The organism is Candidatus Zixiibacteriota bacterium, from assembly GCA_034003725.1.
Lineage (GTDB): Bacteria > Zixibacteria > MSB-5A5 > GN15 > FEB-12 > WJMS01.
In genome coordinates, this window is sequence record JAVEYB010000004.1 from 1 (window position 1) to 20,777 (window position 20,777).

A 20,777-nucleotide genomic window follows, 5' to 3' on the forward strand; every position below is an offset into this window, starting at 1 on the left:
CTGGTTCGCTTCCACGGCATATCCTGGCTCCTCCTCAACCCAGGATACACCAAAAGTGTAACCAATGTCCTGACAGAACATGTTACCTATCTCATGATACCGTACATCGAAGACGGACCCGCCCTACAAGCACGGCGCACATGATAGAAGCCGCGTCACATGTCGATCACCTGCGGCGATCTAGCATGTGACGCAACAAACTAACCACGTGCATTCGATTACAGATCCAACGTCAGGCGGGGTCGCCTGACACCACTGCGAGCGATTACAGTTCCAACGTCAGGCCGGGTTGCCTGACACCACTGCGAGCGATTACAGTTCCAACGTCAGGCCGGGTTCGGCGATGAGGACGCGGTCGAGGCCGGAGCGGGCGATTTTTTCGCGCAGTCGGGCGATCTCGTTGTCGTCGCCGAGATGGGTGAAGATCAGGGCTCCGAGATCGGCGTCTTTGACGAAGGCGAGGACTTCGTCGGTATCGACGTGAGTCGAATCGATAAGCACGTATGTACAGCCGGTGAGATACGAGCGGATCTCGGCAAACGTGTCGAGATCAGCCGAGTAGAAAAGCCGGGTCTCCCCCACCGTAATGGAGAAGGAATGGCTGAGCAATTCGCTGGATTCGCCGATCTTCGCCAGGCGTTCCCGGTAGCGACTGAGGTGTGAGTTGCCGATCGCGCGGACGGAAAAGTCGCCGGCGGAGTACACGAACCCTTCGCGGTAGCCGGTGACGGTAAAGTCGAAGGGAAAGACCTCGCGATACATGTACAGGGCGCGCATGTACTGCTCGAACGGCTGGACGAAATCGATCGGGAGGAACAGGTTGAGGCGGTTGGTTCGTTTGGTCAGGTAGATCGACTGAGTGAAAAGCGGCAGGTCGGAGACATGGTCGGGGTGGGTGTGACTGATGAAGATGTCGCTGACTTTGGTGAAGTCGAATCCGTAGCGAAGAAACGCGCCGGTTACGCCGCCGCCGCAGTCGAACAGCGCGAGCCTCTCCCCCGTTTTCAGAAGATAGCCCGACGTGACGTTGTAGTCATCGCCGGTGACCTGTCGGTTGGCGGCGCAGCCGAGGATGGTGAGGGTATGTGCGCTCATGGCGTTCGTTCAGTTCAAAATCGATCGGATCCTCTCAACGGCCGACCGGCACTGGTCCCGGGAAACATCGAGGTGGGTCACGAGGCGCATCTTCTTCGGGCCGAACGGCAGCGCCAAAACGCCGACGGACTTGAACTTCTCGGCAAGCTGGGTGGAGTTCATGTCCATCTTCAGGCGGAGGACGACGATGTTGGTCTCCACGCGGCTCATGTCGATATCAAGCGACTCGAGCGCGTTCAGTTCGGCGGCGAGGTATTTTGCGTTAGCGTGATCCTCGGCAAGGCGCGGGATGTTGTGTTTGACGGCGTAGAGTCCGGCGGCGGCGATCAAACCGACCTGGCGCATGCCGCCTCCGAACAACTTGCGTTCACGGAGACAGCGCCCGATAAACTCGGCCGACCCGACGATCATCGATCCGACGGGGGCGCCGAGTCCCTTGGAGAGGCAGCAGGAAATCGAGTCGAAGGGGCGGGTGAGATCGGCCAGCGAGATGCCGGTGGCGACGTGGGTATTCCATATCCGGGCGCCGTCGAGATGCAGTATGAGTCCAAACTCGTCGCACACGTCGCGGACGCGCAGGATTTCGTCCTGGGGAAGAATGGTTCCGCCGTGGCGGTTGTGGGTGTTTTCGAGGGCGACCATTTTCGTCTCGGGCGAATGGAGCGAGACGGGGCGTACGTTGTCCCTGACCATCTGGGCAGTCAGCATCCCCCGGTCGGTAGTCAGAAGGTTGACCAGGAGGCCGGAGTGGACGACGGGTCCGGCGCATTCGTAGTTGACGACGTGGCATTCGCGGTCGCACAGCAGTTCCCATCCGGGGCGGGAGTTGGCTTTCAGGCAGATCTGGTTGGCCATCGTACCGGACGGGACATACAGTGAGGCCTCGCGTTCAAAGAGGTCGGCGACGTAGCGCTCAAGGTCTTTGACGGTGGGGTCATCGCCAAGAACGTCGTCACCCACCTCGGCCTCGAAGATTGCCCGGCGCATGTCGGGGGTCGGCCTGGTGACGGTATCGGAGCGCAGGTCAATGTATTCCATGGCTCTGTTCCGGGGTGTTGGGTTCGTTTTCAGGACAAGAAAACGGCCGGTCTCGGGGTTGGCAACGGATTTCCCGGCGGGACGGAGAGCGAAAAAAAGAAAGGCCGTCCATCAGGACGGCCTTTCGTGCAGTTTTGGAGAGTGTCCTAATTGGCAACGGTCACGTTATGGGCACGAGGACCGTCGGACGTTAGGACCACGTCATACTTCACCATTTGACCCTCTTTGAGGGTCCGGAATCCTTCCATTTTAATGGCAGTGTGATGGACATAGACGTCCTGTTCGGATTCGAGCGATCCGATAATACCCCATCCTCGATGCTCATTGAAATACTTGACGGTGCCTTTGCACATAGGACCTCCTTGCAAGCGAGGAGTTGATCGATCTCCCTCGTATATAATTTACATCTTTTATACACGGATTCACAAGGGAAAATCGTCAGAAGTGGAAAATGGCACCGAAAATCGACATAATCAGACCGGAAACCAGCGGAACGGAGACGTTGTCGTCAATTTTGAACGAGACGGCCTCGGCGATCGTAGCGGCCAGTGCGCCGACAAGTCCTGTCATGAGGGGCAGTCCGAATTGAGACATGGCGAGGGCGACGAGCGACGTGCCGACCAGACAGCCGAGGGAACCTTCGACGGACTTTCCGTTAAAGCGGTGCCGTCCGTATTTGCGGCCGATGAGGGCGGCGAAGGTGTCGCCGACGATGGTAAAGGCCAGTGCGGCAATGGCAATCGGCTTGGAGAATAAAGCAATACTTACACACATGGAGCCGAGGATATAGAATGCGCCGGTGAAGTCGCCGGCGTGTTCGTGGGCACGAATGAGGGGCGAAATGAATCGGCCGGCGAAGCTGCGCCAGAAGACCCAATTGCGGAGGCGGGCGATATCGAGCAGGATCATGGCCACGAAGGCCGGGACCATGATCATCGACATCTGGTACTTGTCGAAGCCGGAAACGTAATAAAAGACGGGGATGGCGAGGGCGCCCATGTGGGTGCCCTTTCGCCAGAGTTCGTGGGTGAAACTGATCTGGGCGGCTTCCTGCCGCCGCATTACATCAGGCATATGCTACTCGGTGTGAGGCATGGTCCGCAGGGCGTACGGGCGAAGCCGCACCTGGGGCAGCGAGGATTCGATCTCGATGTTGTATTTCGCCTTCAGGGCGGCCAGCTTTTGTTCGACCCGAGCCTGTCGGTACTGGAGGGTGAGTCGGGAGATGATGGAGCCCCGGGCCTGATCAAACGACTGTGACTGTCTGCGATTCAGCAGCCTGGCCATGGCAAAGGTGGTGTCGTCGATGCGAGCGATTTCGGAGGTGGAGCCGACTCGTGTGGCCACAGCCATATCGTACAGTTGCTTGGGAAGGTCGTTCGGGCCGACCTCGGCGGCGGGCTCCAGGCGTGCGGTCATCCCCTGTTCGCGCGGGACATAATTGTCGACGAGGTCCTGGAGGTCGTAGCCGGAGTTGGCGAGGTCGCGCAGGTAGACAGCCAGCAGCGAATCGCCGGCATAAATGACGGCGACGGTCAGCGGCCGGTCGGTCTGGAATTCATCGATGTGCTCGTCGAAGTAGGCGCGCACGGTGCTGTCGTCGGGTCGCCAGGACGGATCGAAGCGCGACGCTTCAAGTACCGACTTGGAAGCGATGTGTTCAAGGCGCTGTCGTTCCAACTGTATGTAATCGCGCTGGTCGAGCCCGGTTTCAGCAAGCGCCCGCATGATGACGAAGCGGCGGCCGATCTGATACAGGAGGCTTCGCTTGATGACGGGCGTCAGGGTACCCTGACCGTATTTCAGGATGTATTCGGTCTCGTAATTTTTGAGGTAGCGGAAGTCGATCGTGTCGCGGCCGTCAACGATAGCGGCCCACACGGTGTCGTCAATCTGCGAGGAGTTCGAATCGAGCAGGGGATCGTGAAAGACGTACTGGACGCCGCTCATGAGACTGTCGATGACCTGCTGACTGCGCGCGTCGATTTTTTCGGCGCGCACGAATTCGCGCGCGGCATCAAACACTTTCTGATCCGTGATCGGCGCCGGTCCTTCGTCAACGCGATCGGAGATCATGACGATATGCCAACCGTCGCGATCGCAATACGGCGGGGCCATCTCACCTTTCTCGAGACGAAACGCCACGGAGTCAAAGGGGTCGATATAGCGTTGGCGGGGAGTCCAGCCAATATATCCGCCGCTGAGAACAGACAACTGGTCGTGAGAGTGGTCTCGGGCAATTCGCTCGAATACGGCGCCCGCGTTGATGGAATCGTAGAGCGCAAAGGCGTAGTCGCGAGCGACGGCGTCGAGTGCAGCGGAGTCGAGCGGGCCATACATGGTCGAGTCCGGCCCCCGTGCAAGCACGGCCGGTGCGATAAGAATGTGGTAGAGTTCGACCTGCTCTTTGTAAGAGAACTGATCCTTGTGCGCTTCATAGTAGGCGACCGCTTCGGCGGAGTCGGCAGTCACCTTGAAGCCTATCGTTTCATCAAAAAAGGCGCGGACCCCAAAGTCCTGGTATCGCAGACGGAAGGACCAGTAGTCGATGTAATGATCCCGGAGATCGACGTACTTCGCTTCGAGACCGGTCAGCGTGTCCAGCAGCAGCGTATCGATAAACCGGCGCAAGTCGGCTTCGGGCAGCACTCCGCCGGGTTTGCCAAACTCACTGAACTGCAGGCGGTCGAAGATGTGGCTGCCGGTGATGGCGAGTCCGGTTCCTCGAATGAGCGGGCGGTTAAACTGGTCTTTGTTTTCGTCGGACAATACCGGAGCCTGCGCCCCACAGCCGGTCAGAAGAGATACAAGTGCAAGCAAGACAACGGACAAAGAAAGAACTACGCGCATATCGATCTCCAGTTGCTGAAACAGGGATGTAAGTTATACAACGGAGAGCGAAAAGCAAGGCAAAAGGCCAATTGTCAGGAGCGCACCATGGCCGAGAGGTGGTCGGGAGTATGTACGGGCGGCGAAGCCGGAGTCGCGAAACGGCGGAAGTTGATGGTGAAAACGGTTCCCGCACCCGGTCTGGATTCCACGTTGAAGTCGAGTTTCTGCATGGAGCAGATGCGGTGCACGATAGACAGCCCGAGACCTGTCCCCTGCTTTTTGGTTGAGTAGAACGGTTCGAATATCCGTTCACGTACGGCCGGGGGCATGCCCGGTCCGTCATCCTCTATGGAGAGAGATATAATGCCGTCCGACGGAGCCGGGACAAAGCGAAAGACAAGGCGGCCCTCGCCGCCGTCAAATGCGTCGATCGCATTGATGGCGAGATTCAGGAGCAGCTGTTTGAACACGTCGGCGTCGCCGACCACGTATACGACGGGCTCGTCGCCCTGCACGGCGATATCCATTTCGGGGCGATAGGAATCGTGGTGTCGTACCAGTTCGATAACTTCATAGATGACCCGATAGAGGTCGACTTTGTGGTATGAGGGACGGCCGATGCGGGCATAGGACAGGAAGTCGGTCAGAATCTTACTGAGCCGGTGCGACTCCTTGACGATGAGCTGCATGAGCTGGTCGTTGGGCCCCTTCAACTGCAGTTCGTGCTGCAGCACTTCGACGGAGCCGGAGATGGCGGCGAGCGGGTTGCGGATTTCGTGGGCGATCGAGGCCGACAATTCACCGACGGCGGCCAGGCGGTCGGCCGCCCGGACTTTGGCCTCGAGCACTTTTGCTTCGGTGAGATCGGTAAAGATGGCGATAACACCGCGCGGGCTGCCGTTCTCTTCGATTAGTACGGACGTCGACAGGCCAAGCGGCACGCTCTGCCCGGTCGTGCCGGTGATGGTGATTTCCTTGCGGGGCTGGTCCTTCAGCGAGCGCAACGCATCGCGAAGGCTATCGGCCAGTTCGGGCATTCGTTCGGCGAAGACCTCGTCGCAGAGGATTCCTTTCACGTCTTCCTCGTGGTAACCGAGGATCTTCTCGGCCGCCTGATTGAAGTATATCACATACCCCTGCGCGTCGATGGTCAGCAGCCCGGAGTTGAGGTTTCGCAGGATGTCGTCGGTTTCCAGCCGGGCACGCCGGAGTTCGCTGGAGGTGTCGGCGAGGGCCTGCTTCTCGGCACGGAAGCGGTCGGCCAGGTATCCCGACATAAACGCGACCAGGTAGAAGATGAGGATATGCAGGAAGATCGCGTAGAAGACGGAATCCCGGACGACGAAGATGGTTTCGAGGACGCGAGTCGTGGCGCCGGCGGCGCCGGAATCGTACAGGCCCACCCAGATGATGTAGCAGTAGGAGACGGAGACCACCGAGGCGATCAGGAAAGTGCCGACCAGTCGGTAGACGAGGGCGGCGGACACGATGGTCAGCACAAACAGCACGGAGAAGTGCGAGTTGACGTTTCCGGTGGCGAGAATGATGGCGGCTTCGATGGAGATTTCGGAGAGGAACTGCAGCGTCACCACCATACCGGAGGCGGCGCGCAACCGGACGCGCGGCTCAAAGAACAGGCTGAGCGTCAGCAGCAGGGTGAGCGCCGAGTACACGACGAACGGAACGCGCAGGTAGCCCGGGTAGCCCATCCAGAGGACCACGATGAGAAAAAGGATGACGTAGAGGGCCAGGCGCAGCGGCACAAACCACGCCAGTCGGGCGGTCGAGGGATCAGTGCGTTCTTTCATGGTCAGACAAACGGCACCCTTGCGGGTGCCGTTCCGTTCATTTGCTGTTTACGGTAGCCGCGCGGCGGCTCCGGTTCGTGTCAGATCTTCCCGATGATATCGAACATCGGCAGGTACATAGCGATCAGAATACCGCCGATGATCACACCCATGAAAACGATGATAACGGGTTCGATGATGGAGGTGAGGGCGGTGACCGCCTCGTCGACCTCTTCGTCGTAGAAATCGGCGATCTTGTTGAGCATATCATCCAACCCGCCGGTTTTTTCACCCACGCCGATCATCTGGGTAACCATAGGCGGAAATACGCCGGTCCCTTTCAACGGGCCGGTGATGGTGTCGCCTTCGGCAATCGCGAGCATCGATTTATTGATCGCGTTCGCGACGACCTTGTTACCGGAGGTCTTGGCCGTGATCTCGAGCGCCTCGAGGATGGACACGCCGGACGACAGCAGGGTCGACAGGGTCCGGGTGAAGCGCGCGACGGAGGACTTTTTCACGAGGGTGCCGAAGATCGGCGTCTTGAGCAGGAGCTTGTCGAAGAGCAGGGCACCGGCGGGCGTTTTTTTCCAGTAGATGAATCCGACCACGCCGACGACAAGACCGACGACCATGTACAGCAGATTCGCTTTCAGGAAATTGGAGATGCCGAGCACGACCTGGGTCGGGGCCGGAAGTTCGGATCCGACACCGGCGAACATTTTGGCGAACACCGGCACGATGAAGGTGAGCATGGCGATGGTGACGCCGGTGGCGACGACGACGATGACCGACGGGTAGACCATGGCGCCTTTGACTTTTCGGACGAGCTGGTCGGCCTTTTCGCGGTAGATGGCGAGTCGCACGAGGATGGCGTCGAGCGCGCCGCCCACTTCACCGGCTTCGACCATGTTGACGTAGAGCTGGTCGAAGATTTTCGGGTGGCGGGACATGGCGTCGGACAGCGTGGCGCCGCCCTGGACACCGTCTTTAATCTGCGCGATGACCTTGCCCAGTTCCTTGTTTTCGGTTTGGGAGGCCAGAATATCGAGACACTGCACCATCGGCAGTCCCGCGCCGATCATGGTTGCGAACTGGCGGGTGAAGCGGGAGATCTCGACTTTCTTGATACCGGTGCCAAACTTGATCTCGATGTTGGCCGCTTTTTTGTTTATCGACTGGACGATGATGCGGTTCTGGCGGAGCACCCGCTCGACATCTTCCCTCGTGTTCGCTTTGAGCGTCCCCTGGACGGGAGCGCCGGCCAGCGTTTTGCCCTTATAATCAAAATCCGGCATGTGCGCCTTCCTTTCCAGACGATCGACTTACGAGTACGCCGGTGATTTATGGCGCGACAGCATTTCACTGAGTTCCTGCTGATTGTGGCTGTAGCCCATCGCGTCGTTTATGGTGATTTTGCCGGTCAGATACAGCTCCGCCAGCGACTGGTTCATGGTTTTCATACCGTACTTCTGTCCCGATTGGATCATCGAATACAACTGGTGAATTTTGTCGTCACGGATGATGGCCCGGATAGCGGGGGTAGCGATCATGATCTCCATGGCCATCACGCGGCCGCCGCCGATTTTGGGAATGAGTGTCTGTGAGACGACGGCCTGAAGCGTGAACGACAGCGCGACACGGATCTGCTCCTGCTGGTTGGTCGGGAAGACGTCAACGATACGGTTGATCGTTTCCGCGCAGGAGTTGGTATGGAGGGTCGCGAAGGCGAGGTGTCCGGTTTCGGAGATGGACAGGGCGGCCTCGATGGTTTCGAGGTCGCGCATCTCGCCGATGAGCACGACATCGGGGTCCTCGCGCAGCGCGTACTTCAGAGCCGCGGAGAAGGAGTTGGTATCCGAGTACACCTCACGCTGGTTGACCAGCGACATCTGGTGGCGATGGAGGTACTCGATCGGGTCTTCGACGGTGATGATATGCACGGGGCGTTCCCGGTTGACCTTATCGATGATCGCGGCGAGTGTGGTCGATTTACCGGAGCCGGTTGGACCGGTGACGAGCACGAGGCCGCGCGGCAGATTGGAGAACTCCTGCATGACCTTGGGCAGGCCGAGTTCTTCAAAGGTGCGAATCTTGTACGGAATCTGACGCAGGGCGACGGCGATGTTACCGCGCTGCATGAACATGTTGGCGCGGAAACGGCTCATCGACTCGATCCCGAAGGAGAAGTCGAGTTCGTTGTTCTGCTCGAATTTGGTTTTCTGTTTTTCATTGAGCATGGAGTACGCCAGTTTCTTGGTCATCTCGCTGGTCAGCATATCGTGCTGGAGGCGCTGCAGCCTGCCGTCGACCCGAACGACGGGCGGAGAACCGACCGTCAAATGAAGATCGGAGGCGCCCATTTTGACCATTTGCTCAAGCAATTCGCGCAGATTGATCATGCCGTGCTCCCACTATCGCAAGTGAACCCGGAGTTGTTGGTTTTGGTGTTATTGTATATATCGGACGGCGGGGCTGAATCTTGACTGAAAGCGGGCGAAATTGAGGAACTAACCGGTTGCCTTACAGGGGATTGGTAAGGCGGGCGAAAAGGCGCGGGGATCAGCCGGTGGTAACGGCAAAAACCTCTTCGAGAGAGACGAGGCCCTGTTTCATTTTCTCGACGGCAGCCATCCGGAGGGTGAACATGCCTTCTTCGACGGCGATATCGCGGATATCGGTATCGGCTTTCTGGTCGAGGATGGCGCGCTCGATGCGGTCGGTAATGGGCATGCATTCGTAGAGGCCGGTACGGCCGGACTTGCCGGTGTTGTTGCAGGATTTGCAGCCGCGTCCGCGGAAGGCGCGGAGGTTGCGCAGCAGTTCCTGGGGGACGCGCAGCGATTCGACCTGTTGCGGTGTGAGGTTGATCTCTTCTTTGCAGTTGGGGCAGATCTTGCGCGCCATACGCTGGGCGAGGATCAGCTTGGTGGCGGACGCGACCAGATAGTAGGGCGTTCCCATATCAATCAGACGGGTGACCGACGACGGTGCGTCGTTGGTGTGCAGGGTCGAGAAGACGAGGTGACCGGTGAGTGCCGCCTTGATGGCGATTTCGGCGGTTTCGGAGTCGCGGATCTCACCAACCATGATGATGTCGGGGTCCTGACGCAAGAACGAGCGCAGGGCGGCGGCGAAGGTGAGTCCGATTTCCGCGCGCACGGCGACCTGGTTGATACCTTCGAAGTTGAACTCCACCGGGTCTTCGGCGGTCATGATGTTGACGTCGATGGTATTGAGTCGCTGGAGCGCCGAGTACAGGGTGGTCGTTTTACCGGAGCCGGTCGGTCCGGTGACGAGGATGATACCGAAGGGTGAGTTGATCTTCTCGTTGAATCTTGTCAGGTCGGCCTCGCGGAAGCCGAGCTTGGTCATGTCGAGCTTGAGGGCTTCCGGGTCGAGAATTCGCATCACGACTTTTTCGCCGAAGATAGTCGGGAGGCAGGAGACGCGCAGGTCAACCTGACGGCCGGCGGTTTTGATCTTGATGCGTCCGTCCTGCGGCAGTCGGCGCTCGGAGATGTCGAGGTCGGCCATGATCTTGATACGAGAGACGATCGCGGCGCGATACTTGAACGGCAGCGGGGCCATTTCCTGCAGGTCGCCGTCGATGCGGTACCGCACGCGGATTTTCTTTTCGTACATTTCGAAGTGAATATCCGAGGCGCCCATGCGGATCGCGTCGGTAATGATCGAGTCGACCAGTTTGACGAGCGGTTTGTCCTGCACGGCCGAGAGGAGGTCGGACTCGGACGGACCGTCTTCCTGTTCGATCACTTCGAGGTCGGCATCGGCATCGAGTCCTTTGACGAGTTCGGACAGGTCGCCGCCGTCGGAGTAATAGTTATCGATCGCTTTGGAAATTGCTTCTTCGGGCGAGATAACGGGCTGGACGGTGCACCCGGTGATGAACTTGATGGCGTCGAGGACGTAGATATTGTTCGGGTCGCTGATCGCCACCAGGAGCATCTTATTCAGTTTCGAGATGGCGATGACCTTGAATTTGCGAGCGATGTCGAGCGGGATGAGCTTGACGATGTCGGGGTTGAGTTCGATATCGGTGAGTCGGAGGGTACCGATTTTGAGCTGTTTGCCGATGAAGTTGCCGACCTCATCTTCGGAGGCGACCACGCCCATTTTGACGAGAATGGACTCGAACTTTTCGTTCGATTTCCGCGACTGGGCGAGGGCCTGGTCGGCCTGCTCCTGGGTCAGTTTACCGGCCTGGACGAGTATGGAACTTAATTCGACAGACATAGAAGCTCTACCCGCGACGCATCCCTACTGCGCCTCCCCCCTGCGGCGATGTCACAACCAGCGGACGGCCGTGGCGACTAGTCCTGGAAGATGTCGTCAAGGCGGTCCTGTGCGACATCGGAGAAGTCGCTGCTTATACCGGTGTCATCCTGAGATTTAACTTTTACTTCATCGAAGATCCTGGCCAGTTCCAGGGCGGTTTCCTTGCTATACAGCCGGACCATCCCAATGGTGGTGCGATCGTCGAAGATGACCACCAGAATCGAGCGTTCGCCGACGATATTCATGTGGATGTGGTCCTTTTTCCCCTGATGGAACAGGACCGAGAATTCCGGCTCACCCACCAATTTGGCGATTTCCTTGGTGGATGCGAACGAACCGGCCAGCAGCGCGCCGAGCGCGGTGGTATCCAGAGAATGGGTGAACCCCTGCCGGGTGATCAGGTGGCCGTCCTTGTCGACCAGGAGTGCGCATTTCGCCTCGGCGCCTTTGATCAGCTTCGACAGCAGAGCATCTATCTTCTGGATCTCTTCCTCGTACAGGATCAGACTGTCATCGGACATCTCGACCTCCTCGATGACTATTTAATGCCAAACAGGCGTTTGAAGAACCCTCGCTTTTTCACGTCATCCCGCGATCGGGTCGACGGAGCCATCTGAGGCGGGGTCTCGTGAGTACGGATTTGCGGCGGCGCAACGGCTGTCGGGGCGGCGGATGCCGAGTCCGGTCGTGCCTGCGCAACCGTCTGAATCTTCTGACTATGCGAACCCGGGTACGGTCGGAAAGCCGGGGCGGGGGCCGCAGGAGTCGGCTTCGGCGGCGCCGTGACGGGCGCCTCGGCGGCGGGCGCAACGACCCGTTCCGCAGCGGGGGCGGGTGTGCCGGGAGTCGGCACCGGTTCCGGCGGCGCAGAGGCGGTCGGGTAGGGAGTCGGCTCGGCCGGCGGCGGCGCGGCGACGACCGGCGTGGGGCGCGGTTTCGGCGCACTGGAGCGCTTGGCCTTATCGAGCACGAGTTTGATAATCAGTTTCAGAGTATCAAACACGCCGTTGCCGATGGTTGCGGACGCTTCGAAGGTCGGGTATCCCCTCGGATTGAGTCGGGCGTTCAGTTCGTCGACCGTCAGTACTCCGGGCAGGTCCCGCTTATTGTACTGGATCACGATCGGCAGGGTATTGATGTCGTAGCCGTATTCGGCGAGGTTGTCCTCGAGATTCGACAACGACTCCAGGTTATCGTCCATTTTATCGCGCTGGCTATCGGCGACGAACACGACACCGTCCACGCCGCGCAACACGAGTTTGCGGGTGGCGTTGTAATAGACCTGACCGGGCACGGTGTACAGCTGGAATTTCGCCGTGAGCCCGTTGATCGTGCCTATATTGAGAGGCAAAAAGTCGAAGTAGAGCGTCCGATCCGCTTCGGTAGCCAGCGATATTAGTTTGCCCCGGGTGTTCTGCGGCACTTTTGAATGCACGTATTGCAGGTTAGTCGTCTTTCCGGACAGACCGGGTCCGTAATAGACGATTTTGCAGCAGACCTCGCGGGCCGAGTAATTAATAGATACCATCGTTCTTCCCGATGTTGAGGCGCTCGGTTCAGCCGGCCATCTTCAACTGCCGGATGGCGTTTTTGATCTCCAGACGAATCAGCCCGATGTTTACGTCTTTTTCGGTGGTAACAACCAGAATGCCGATGCCGGCGTCGGTAAAAAACAGCTTACCGCTCTCGGCTTCGATAGTGACCTGGGTCAGCGGCGAGGTCTGCAGCCGGTCCAGCGATTTCTGGATGTTTGCGGTAATCGACGCGGCGAGGGCGCCGATCGTGTCGCCTTCGAACCGGGCGTCGAGGTCAGCGGCGATAACGATACCGTCGTTACCGACCACCATCGATCCCGTGACGCCGGCGGTCTTGTTCAGTTCATTTAATACCTGATACATGTATCCTCTCCGCGTTGCCATCCTGCATGGACGCGCGTCGTTCCGTTAGATATTTGGATATAATGTCAAGCCCCTGAGAGATGCGGATGTTGAGCACATCGTCGCTTTGACGATCGGCTACGACCATCAGGGAGTAACTGTTCTGCCGTGCGGTCACGACCCGCTTGTCGGTCAGACGGAGATCGACGCGGTCGGGATCGGACAGGCCGTTGCGGGCCAGGACGCGGCGATTTGATTCGTAGAAGAGCAGGGCCAGGGGCGCCCAGTCTTCGGGCTCCATCTCGCCCCGGCGGAAACTGGCCATCAGCAGACCTTCGTGATCGACCACCGCAGCGAGATGCACGGAGCCGTGTTCGCCGATATATCTGACGGCCCGTTCGAAACCGTTGCTATCGGAGGTCAGGGGCGCGGGGTTAAATGTCATTCGCTCGGCGGCCGCGTCCGCGTTCTGATACGATTCGCGGGACGCAGGCGACTCGTAGGACGGCGCCGCGTAGTCGTCGGCGGTCGGAACCGCCGCTTTGTGGTCGTAGGCGGGCGACGGCTCGGATGTCAGCGGGTTGATAACGACCCGTCGACGCGCGGTTGCCCGGGTAAACCGCTCTATCACCGGTTTGAGGATGAACGGGGTCGCGCCCGCCTGGAGCAGAACCACGGGGAGGTAGCTCGAAAGGCCGAGGGCGAGCGAGATGGATATCTGCATACCGTAGAGCGCGGCAATAATCAGTCCAAACAGGGAGCCGAGGGTCAGCCGGAAGACCAGACAGAGTCCGGCGGCCTGGGCCAGTTGCAGCAGCGAGCCTTCCCGCTGAAACAGGTAACTGACGAAGGCGTAGTAGACCAGTTCGTAGAAAAGGGACGCCATTGTAAACCGGGCCAGCTGCATGCCGAGCTGCTCGGGGAACACGGCGACCGGGACCACGAGCGCGGCCACCGCGAAGAACACAAGGCGACGGGCGATTCGTCCGGTAAAGTCCATGTTAACTTCCTGACTCACTCCTGAGGTATCGATCGATCAGGGCCGACACCTTCATTCTCAGACTGCCCAGATTGATCTTTTTATCGGCGACAAAGATGAACATGCCGTGATCGACGCGTACGACCTTGAAGATGGCGAGGCGGCTTTCGATCAACATCGCTTCAGTCTTGCCGAACGGCGTGCGCGCCAGTTCCTGGGTCAGGAAATTGCACACTTCGGCCATCGCAGCTCCGCAGGCGGAGGCGTCAAACGGCACGGACCATTCGGACTGCACGACCAGACCCTCGTTGTCGACGAGCATAGCGCCGTCGAGGTGCTCCAATCTCACGGCCTCGGTGAGGACTCCGGCGGCGCTGAGCGGTTCGTCGGGTTCGGCGGGACTTTCGGCAACGGGCGGCTCAGTCTGGGCAACAGGCTCCGTCTCCGGTTTTACCATGGCTTTTTGTTCTTCCGGAATCCGCTGGGCAATCTCCAGTAGTTTTTTGATCTGGGGATTGCTCGGGTCGGACTGGTGGAGGTTTTTGAGCAGCCGGATAGCCTTGCCGAATTCGCCCTTGTAAATATGGATTTCCGCCAGCAGCAGCTCGGTTGCGCGGCTGTTGCCGTCGATCTCGATCGCCTTGTTGACTTCGACTTCGGCCCAGTCGTACATGCCTCGATCGAGGTTCACTTTGGCCATGACGATATGCGCGGACCCGTAGGACGGATGGATACGCAGACCGGTCTGGCAGATACGGAAGGCCTTATCGAGTTCGCCTTTCTTCCGATGGGCCTCGGCGAGTGCGGCGAAGATCTGCGAGTTGGGATCCTGATCGAGGATCCGACGGCACTTCGCAATCCGTTCATCTATGTCGGCGGTGACGGTCATTGACGGTAGTAATGTAATCCCTTTTGGGCCAGGATCTTATGATCCGGGCAACTTTCACAACAGGTAATTATAAAATTGACATCAACTTATGTCAACTGAAAACAAGTTCAGCTCAGGGTTCGTTTGGTCACCATCAGCCCATAGAGAAACGTTCCGCCCATTGCGGTGAGCAGGGCGGGCACGACAAAGGAGGGCAGGTGGACCACTTCAATGGTCTGCAGCAGCCAGAGGATCTGGCTGAGGGCCAACAGGCCGAAGCCGATCAGGAAAATCTGCCAGCTTTTGCTCAGGAGCCCGCCGCGGACGGTACCCAGTACCTGAATGCACAAAACGAGGCATCCGATGGCAACAAGAAACACGGCTCCGCTGAGCAGTGTCGGCGGGTTGGCGATAACCGCGAGATTGGCTGCATCGGCTCGGCCGGAGGCAATCAGGCCGATCAGCGCGCTAAGGGACAGAATTCGCTTCATGTTTATCCTCTAACCAGTTTGACCGTTTTATCGGCGCGCTTCAGAATGCCGTAGAAGTTTTCGTCCACGCCGTACCGTTTGACCAGTTCGCGCCTTGTTGCCAAGGGTTCTGCGATTTCCTTTTTCACCGCATTGATGGTCTCGCGGAAGACGCCGTGTCCCAGGAGCTGGTATACGTACACCAGTTGTTCGGACAGCATGCGTTCCAGCGACGACATCAGGGTGTGGAAGCGAAGCGACGGCGGGATGGCGCGGACGGCGGAAAGGAACCGGTCCAGCGACGGCATGAGGTCGGACTCCGGATCGACACCCGGGAAAAACGTCAGGATACCCGTTCGATACTGCGACGAGAAGGACGGGAATCGGGTGTTATCGGGGCCGACGATATCTTCGACCAGCGTGCGGACGCGGTAGAAGCAATGATTGTAGAGACGGAAGATCAGCGCGAGGACGACCTCTTCCTCATCTTCTTTCTGTTCGGTCTTGCCTTCGCGCTTCCCGGCGGACTCGATCAATCCCTGAACGATGAGTCGGTAGATGGCGCGGCAGGTGACGAATTCACCGACGGGAGACAGGTCGATGAGATCGGGGACGGTGCGTTCGCCGTTGATCAGCGAGAGCAGCCGGAATTCTTCCATGGAGATGGTCAGTTCGTCGCGCTTGGTTTTCGGATTGGTATTGATGCGCAGCACGACATCGTCGGGCGGCAGGACCTTCTGGATTTCCATCCACTCGTCGATGCGGCGGGTGCCTTCCATGATCACGTTCATGGTGTTGAGTTCGATCAGGAAGGGGGCGTTTTTGGGTGTGGTGTTTTCGTGGAAGATGAAGTCTCCCTCACGCCACGAGAACAGGTTATAGACGATTTCCTCGATCTGCAGTTTGAGGCACTCGCCGACCTCTTCCTTGCTGAAGAGGTTCATGTCAACGAGTGTGGTCCCCAGCTGGCGTCCCGTCTGCTTATGCAGCGTGATGGCGCGTTCGAGGTCGCCTTTGGAGATTTTGCCGCGTTTGAGCAGCATGTTTCCCAGCAGGTCCTCGGTGGAGTTCACCGAGGAGGCAAAGATGATATTGCCGTCACGAAATGCGACTTCCTTCTGCCGTGTGCTGGTCTTGCACTCAAGGATGCCGGTTTTTTTGCCGGTGGCAAGCAGCTGCAGAATATCGGGAAACGATACCGTCTTCAGGTTTCCAGACAGACTCATTTTAGTATCCTGTTAGCGCCCAATTCCGTCGGTCCGCCGAGTCTTTCGGCAGTTCTCTACAGTTATCGGGAGCGTGGGCGTTTTTCTTAATCTGAAAGGTTGAAGCGGCCTGACGGGGGGCGGTCGGCGGGGTCCGGGGGGTTGGCGTGCAACTCAATTGTCCCCAACCTCTTGAGGTCGCAGACGTAGTCCGGTGGAATTTCCTCGTAGTCCGGGTCCGAACTTTGCGTACGTTCCCGTCCGCCCACCCGAACCGACCGGGCAGCGATCAGGTCAAATCCGCGCAAGCGGAGGCGGACCCAATCGTCGGGAGCCGGGGTCCACGTTGTCCCGATCACCAGCGCCGTGGTCTTCGACCCGGATGCTTCCGGCAGGTTATCGGGCAGTCGATCGACGATCAGGACCGAGAGACCGGGGAGCTGCACCAGGATGCCATCGTCGCCGGCCGCCAGTCCCGGTGCAGTGAGATTCGGCAGCGGACCGGAGAACTCGTCGATTCGGAGGTCTCCGAAGGCGGAGTCGGCGGCGACGACATCGGCGAATGAGGAGCGCAGCGATCGATGTATGAGCACGCGTTGGACGTGGTTCGCGGTCGCCAGGCGCAGTAGGTCATCGACGGCGCCAAACGGCGCATCCAGCACAACCATGCTTCGGAGCCGGTTTACGTCGCGGCGTAAGAGCATCGGCTGGAATACCCGCTGGTCGAGAGGATACGAACGATCGATTGCCGAGGTGATAATCAGATCACCGATGCCCGATCGATCACGGATGAGTACGGCTGTTCCTCCGGGGACGGGTTCGACCGACAGGGTGGTCTGTGTATCGCGGGCATCTAGGGCGGACAGGCCGACGAGCAAAAGCGCAATGGAGAGAACGACGAACACAAGCGTGCGCCGGATTCGGCGGCTGGTCAGACCGACGGTCGCCATGACCAGAAGTGTATAGGCGGCGATGACGGCGGGCAGAGTCCAGGGTGAGTCGGCCAGACGTTCCATATGGAAGACCGGCAGGCCGGGACCGCGCATCCAGTGCAGGAGAACGACGACAAGTCTTAAAAGCGGGTCAACGAGCGAGCCGGCGAACTGGCCGAGAATAGGCAGGATTAGATGTACCAGCGGCACTACGACGACTCCCATCACTCCCAGCGAGACGAGAGGTATTACGATCAGGTTGGCGGGGACGGACAACAGCGGGATAGCGTGGAAGTAGTACACAATCAGAGGGGTGGAGACCAGTTGAGCGACGAGCGCGACGATAAGCGGGAATACGGCCCAGCGGTACCACCAGTGGCTTCGGTGTGCGGCAAACAGATCGATCAGGCGGGGTACGATGAAGACCAGGCCCCAGGCGGTGGCGAAGGACAACTGGAAACCGATATCGAAGAATTGGGCCGGGTCCACGAGCAGGATACAGGAGGCGGCGAGGGCGATAACCTGGTTGAGATTCGCGTTGCGTCGTACGGTTCGGGCAATGATGAGCAGAGCGGCCATGAGCGAAGCGCGGATGACGGAGGGCTCGAAGTAGCAGAGTCCCGCATAGGCGGCCAGGACCATCAGCATGGCCGCGTTTCTCCGTCCACGCGACAGGGACAACGGGCGCATGAGCAGGTGACAAACGGCGAGGACCAGGGCAACATTGGAGCCTGAGACGGCCAGCAGGTGCAGGGTGCCGGAGTCTCGAAACATTTCGTAGATGTCGGTCGGGATGTCCCTGGTCTCCCCCAGCAGGTAGCCTTTTGCCAGGGCGGCGGCTTCGGGCGTCAGGTCTTGTTCCAGCACCGAAACGATGTAGGTTCGCACGGCATCGATGACCGGCACATAGCCGAGCGGCGACCGGCGGTCTACGTGGACTGACAGCAGGGTCGGCAGGTAGGTTCTGCCGGCGATGCCCTGCAGGCGAAGGTATCTGTCATAGCGGCTGTGCGGCGACGGCGAGTACGTCTCGACCGGATAGATGCGCGCGGTGAAGGCAACGCGGTCGCCGCGCTGGAGCGCGGTGGTCCGGGTGGTCACGGTGAGCAGCAATCTTCCGTCGACAACGTACCGGCGGTCGGCGGTAAGTGAATCGACGTCGAGGGTGATGTCGGTTCGATCGGTGCGGATTTTGGGCCAATCCGCGACCTGGGCGTAGACGCGGTAGACCCGGCTGACGGAGACAAGCCCTCCGAGCTGGCGCGCGCCGGGCTGGTGGAAATTCTGGGCGTACTGAAATGCTGAGAGGAGGGCGAGAGAGGCGAGCAGGGCGGCCACGCCGTACCGGGTGCAGGCTCGGATGGCGCCGACGACGGTGGCAGCCATAGCGGCAAGAAGCCACAGCCACGCGGGCAGGTTAGAGAGATCGGCAATGACGATACCGCTCGTGACTGCCGCCAGCAGCCAGAGCGCAGGATATTTACGGCTCATCTCCTAGCGCCTGAAGCGCGCGAGGATTCTGTCTCTGAGTACGAACAACTCGCGCACCCGGAGCAGCAGGCAGAACAGTACGAACAGGGCGCCGCCTGCCGCGATTCCGACAGCGATATCAGCCGCCCTCCCCCAGACTCCCGGCAAGTGCGCGCCCACCGAGAACGGCCAGAGGCGGGAGATATACACCGACAATGTTGCGGCCACGCCGATCCGGACGGCGTCAAGCAACAGGTATCGTCGCTTGAAGTCCAGTCCCTTGCTCGGCAGATAGTAGACAAGTAACGCGAAATTCACCAATCCCGCAAGAGAAGTTGCGGCGGCCAGTCCGGCAAATCCGAGATTGAGTCCCCAGACAAGCGGTGGGTAAAGCGCGATGTTTATGAGGACGGCCGTGATGGAGATCCTGGTCGGCAGTCGCGAGTCGCCGAGCGAGTAGAAAAACGGCACGGTGACGCGGACGGCCGCGAGGCCGACAAGTCCATAGGTGTAATGCAGCAGGGCGCGGGCGGTATTCTCGGTATCAGCCGCGCTGAAGTGGCCGTACTGGTAGACAATCTCCACTATGTCGTATCCCCAGAAAGCGAGGAACGCGGCCGACGGCATGATGACGAGAAAGTTGAGATTGATTGCCTGGATGAAGGTCCGGGTGAGGCGAGCCATATCTCCCTGCGAGGCGTCCTCGGAGGCTCGTGGGAGGGCGACCGTACCAAGCGCCACCGCAAACACGCCGAGCGGAAAGTGCATCAGCCGGAAGGAGTAGTTCAAATAGGAGATGGCGCCCTCCGCCAATAGTGATGCAAGCAGGGTGCTCACGAGGATGTTGACCCGACCGGCCGACAACCCGACCACCATGGGCGTAAACAGTCGCAGGACGCGGCGCACGCCATCGTCGAGCAAAGAAAAATGAGGCCGGAACCGAAACCCGATCTTCCGCAGCAATGGCAGCTGGATAACGACCTGCCCTATCCCCCCGACCACTACACCGATGGCCATAGAATACACCGGGACTTCGAAAAAGGAATGAAGGCCGAGCACACAGGCGATGATACCAATGTTGAAAAGGGCCGGCGAGAGAGCCGGGATGCCGAATCGCCCGAACGAATTCAGCATGCCCATGATAACGGCTGAGAGGGACACCAGCAGCAGGTAGACAAACATGAGTCGGGTCAGATCGACCGTCAGTCCGAATTTCGCCTGATCTTCGGTGAATCCATGGGCCGAGACGTAGATGATGGCGGGCGCGGCGACGATTCCGATGAGTACGACCAGGCCGACGAATACGAGAACGAGGGTCAGGATAATTCTCGCCAGGGAGAAGGCGGATTCGGGGTCCTGCCGAACCAGTTTATCTTTGAAGACGGGGACAAAGGCGGAGGACAGCGCGCCTTCGGCAAACAAATCGCGCAGCAGATTGGGGATTCTAAAGGCGGTGACGAAGGCGTCGGTGGCCATCGAGGCGCCAAAGAAATAGGCCATAACCTGTTCTCGGACAAGGCCTAAGACCCGGGATACGGCGGTGGCCGCCGAGACCACGCCGACGGACTTGAGGAGTGAACTTTTCTTTTCCATGGTCGTTGACAAAGTCGTGCCGCCGTGTATATTACAAGGCTAAAATTTACCTGACTGAGGAAAGGACTCGCCTTGCCGAATCATAAGTCTTGTCTCAAGCGGATGCGTACCGCAGAGAAAGGGCGCATCAGAAATCGCGCCTATCGGTCGCACCTGCGCAACGTAATCAAAGAGGTCCGCACGGAGTCGAACAAGGGCGAAGCGCTCAAGAAGCTTCGTGAGGCGGTCGCTGTGCTCGACAAAGCGGCCTCGCGCCGTCTGCTGCATCCGAAAAACGTCGACCGGACCAAGTCTCGACTGGCCCAGCACGTCAATAAGCTCAGTTAACCGTT

Annotated in this window: 18 protein-coding genes and 1 pseudogene; 1 reads left to right on the forward strand and 18 read right to left on the reverse strand. The window is 59.2% G+C overall.

Annotated features, from left to right (window positions below; translation table 11 throughout):
• Positions 1–312: 312 nt before the first annotated feature.
• The 18 genes and pseudogenes from RBT76_06135 to murJ form a co-directional block, all read right to left on the reverse strand.
• Positions 313–1,095, reverse strand: coding sequence for an MBL fold metallo-hydrolase (locus tag RBT76_06135; protein MDX9857348.1), 783 nt, complete (start codon positions 1,093–1,095; stop codon positions 313–315).
• Between the two features lie 9 nt (positions 1,096–1,104).
• Positions 1,105–2,133: a GntG family PLP-dependent aldolase gene (locus RBT76_06140; GenBank protein ID MDX9857349.1), complete on the reverse strand. Its 1,029-nt coding sequence runs from the start codon at positions 2,131–2,133 to the stop codon at positions 1,105–1,107.
• A gap of 146 nt (positions 2,134–2,279) precedes the next feature.
• Complete coding sequence (locus tag RBT76_06145; GenBank protein ID MDX9857350.1) at positions 2,280–2,486, reverse strand: cold shock domain-containing protein; 207 nt, start codon at positions 2,484–2,486, stop codon at positions 2,280–2,282.
• Between the two features lie 85 nt (positions 2,487–2,571).
• Entirely contained in the window at positions 2,572–3,207 is a 636-nt protein-coding gene (locus tag RBT76_06150) for a hypothetical protein (GenBank protein ID MDX9857351.1), read from the reverse strand.
• A 3-nt stretch (positions 3,208–3,210) separates the two neighbouring features.
• On the reverse strand, positions 3,211–4,983 hold the full coding sequence (locus RBT76_06155; protein MDX9857352.1) for a peptidylprolyl isomerase: 1,773 nt from the start codon (positions 4,981–4,983) through the stop codon (positions 3,211–3,213).
• A gap of 74 nt (positions 4,984–5,057) precedes the next feature.
• Positions 5,058–6,773 carry an ATP-binding protein gene (locus RBT76_06160; GenBank protein MDX9857353.1) on the reverse strand — a complete coding sequence of 572 codons (1,716 nt, stop codon included), beginning with the start codon at positions 6,771–6,773 and terminating at the stop codon, positions 5,058–5,060.
• An 80-nt stretch (positions 6,774–6,853) separates the two neighbouring features.
• Positions 6,854–8,050: a type II secretion system F family protein gene (locus RBT76_06165; GenBank protein MDX9857354.1), complete on the reverse strand. Its 1,197-nt coding sequence runs from the start codon at positions 8,048–8,050 to the stop codon at positions 6,854–6,856.
• A gap of 27 nt (positions 8,051–8,077) precedes the next feature.
• The gene (locus tag RBT76_06170; protein ID MDX9857355.1) at positions 8,078–9,154 is read right to left on the reverse strand and encodes a type IV pilus twitching motility protein PilT; all 1,077 of its coding nucleotides are present in this window, start codon (positions 9,152–9,154) and stop codon (positions 8,078–8,080) included.
• 160 nt (positions 9,155–9,314) lie between these two features.
• Positions 9,315–11,009 carry a type IV-A pilus assembly ATPase PilB gene (gene pilB / locus RBT76_06175; protein ID MDX9857356.1) on the reverse strand — a complete coding sequence of 565 codons (1,695 nt, stop codon included), beginning with the start codon at positions 11,007–11,009 and terminating at the stop codon, positions 9,315–9,317.
• Between the two features lie 77 nt (positions 11,010–11,086).
• Positions 11,087–11,572 carry a roadblock/LC7 domain-containing protein gene (locus RBT76_06180; GenBank protein ID MDX9857357.1) on the reverse strand — a complete coding sequence of 162 codons (486 nt, stop codon included), beginning with the start codon at positions 11,570–11,572 and terminating at the stop codon, positions 11,087–11,089.
• A gap of 428 nt (positions 11,573–12,000) precedes the next feature.
• Positions 12,001–12,579, reverse strand: a pseudogene (locus tag RBT76_06185) (GTPase domain-containing protein).
• Positions 12,580–12,607: 28 nt separating this feature from the next.
• Positions 12,608–12,949 carry a roadblock/LC7 domain-containing protein gene (locus RBT76_06190; protein MDX9857358.1) on the reverse strand — a complete coding sequence of 114 codons (342 nt, stop codon included), beginning with the start codon at positions 12,947–12,949 and terminating at the stop codon, positions 12,608–12,610.
• Positions 12,930–13,928: a hypothetical protein gene (locus RBT76_06195; protein MDX9857359.1), complete on the reverse strand. Its 999-nt coding sequence runs from the start codon at positions 13,926–13,928 to the stop codon at positions 12,930–12,932. Before RBT76_06195 ends, RBT76_06190 begins: the two co-directional genes overlap by 20 nt.
• Position 13,929: 1 nt before the next feature.
• A complete protein-coding gene (locus RBT76_06200; protein MDX9857360.1) occupies positions 13,930–14,796 on the reverse strand; it encodes a hypothetical protein in 867 nt (288 codons plus the stop codon).
• A 107-nt stretch (positions 14,797–14,903) separates the two neighbouring features.
• Positions 14,904–15,266: a hypothetical protein gene (locus RBT76_06205; protein MDX9857361.1), complete on the reverse strand. Its 363-nt coding sequence runs from the start codon at positions 15,264–15,266 to the stop codon at positions 14,904–14,906.
• 2 nt (positions 15,267–15,268) lie between these two features.
• Complete coding sequence (locus RBT76_06210) at positions 15,269–16,471, reverse strand: DUF4388 domain-containing protein (GenBank protein ID MDX9857362.1); 1,203 nt, start codon at positions 16,469–16,471, stop codon at positions 15,269–15,271.
• A gap of 86 nt (positions 16,472–16,557) precedes the next feature.
• Positions 16,558–18,873: a ComEC/Rec2 family competence protein gene (locus RBT76_06215; GenBank protein MDX9857363.1), complete on the reverse strand. Its 2,316-nt coding sequence runs from the start codon at positions 18,871–18,873 to the stop codon at positions 16,558–16,560.
• Positions 18,874–18,876: 3 nt separating this feature from the next.
• Positions 18,877–20,445, reverse strand: a complete 1,569-nt coding sequence (gene murJ / locus RBT76_06220) for a murein biosynthesis integral membrane protein MurJ (GenBank protein ID MDX9857364.1) — start codon at positions 20,443–20,445, stop codon at positions 18,877–18,879.
• A 72-nt stretch (positions 20,446–20,517) separates the two neighbouring features.
• Here murJ and rpsT point away from each other — a divergent pair, with 72 nt between their 5' ends.
• The gene (gene rpsT, locus RBT76_06225) at positions 20,518–20,772 is read left to right on the forward strand and encodes a 30S ribosomal protein S20 (protein ID MDX9857365.1); all 255 of its coding nucleotides are present in this window, start codon (positions 20,518–20,520) and stop codon (positions 20,770–20,772) included.
• Positions 20,773–20,777 lie beyond the last annotated feature (5 nt).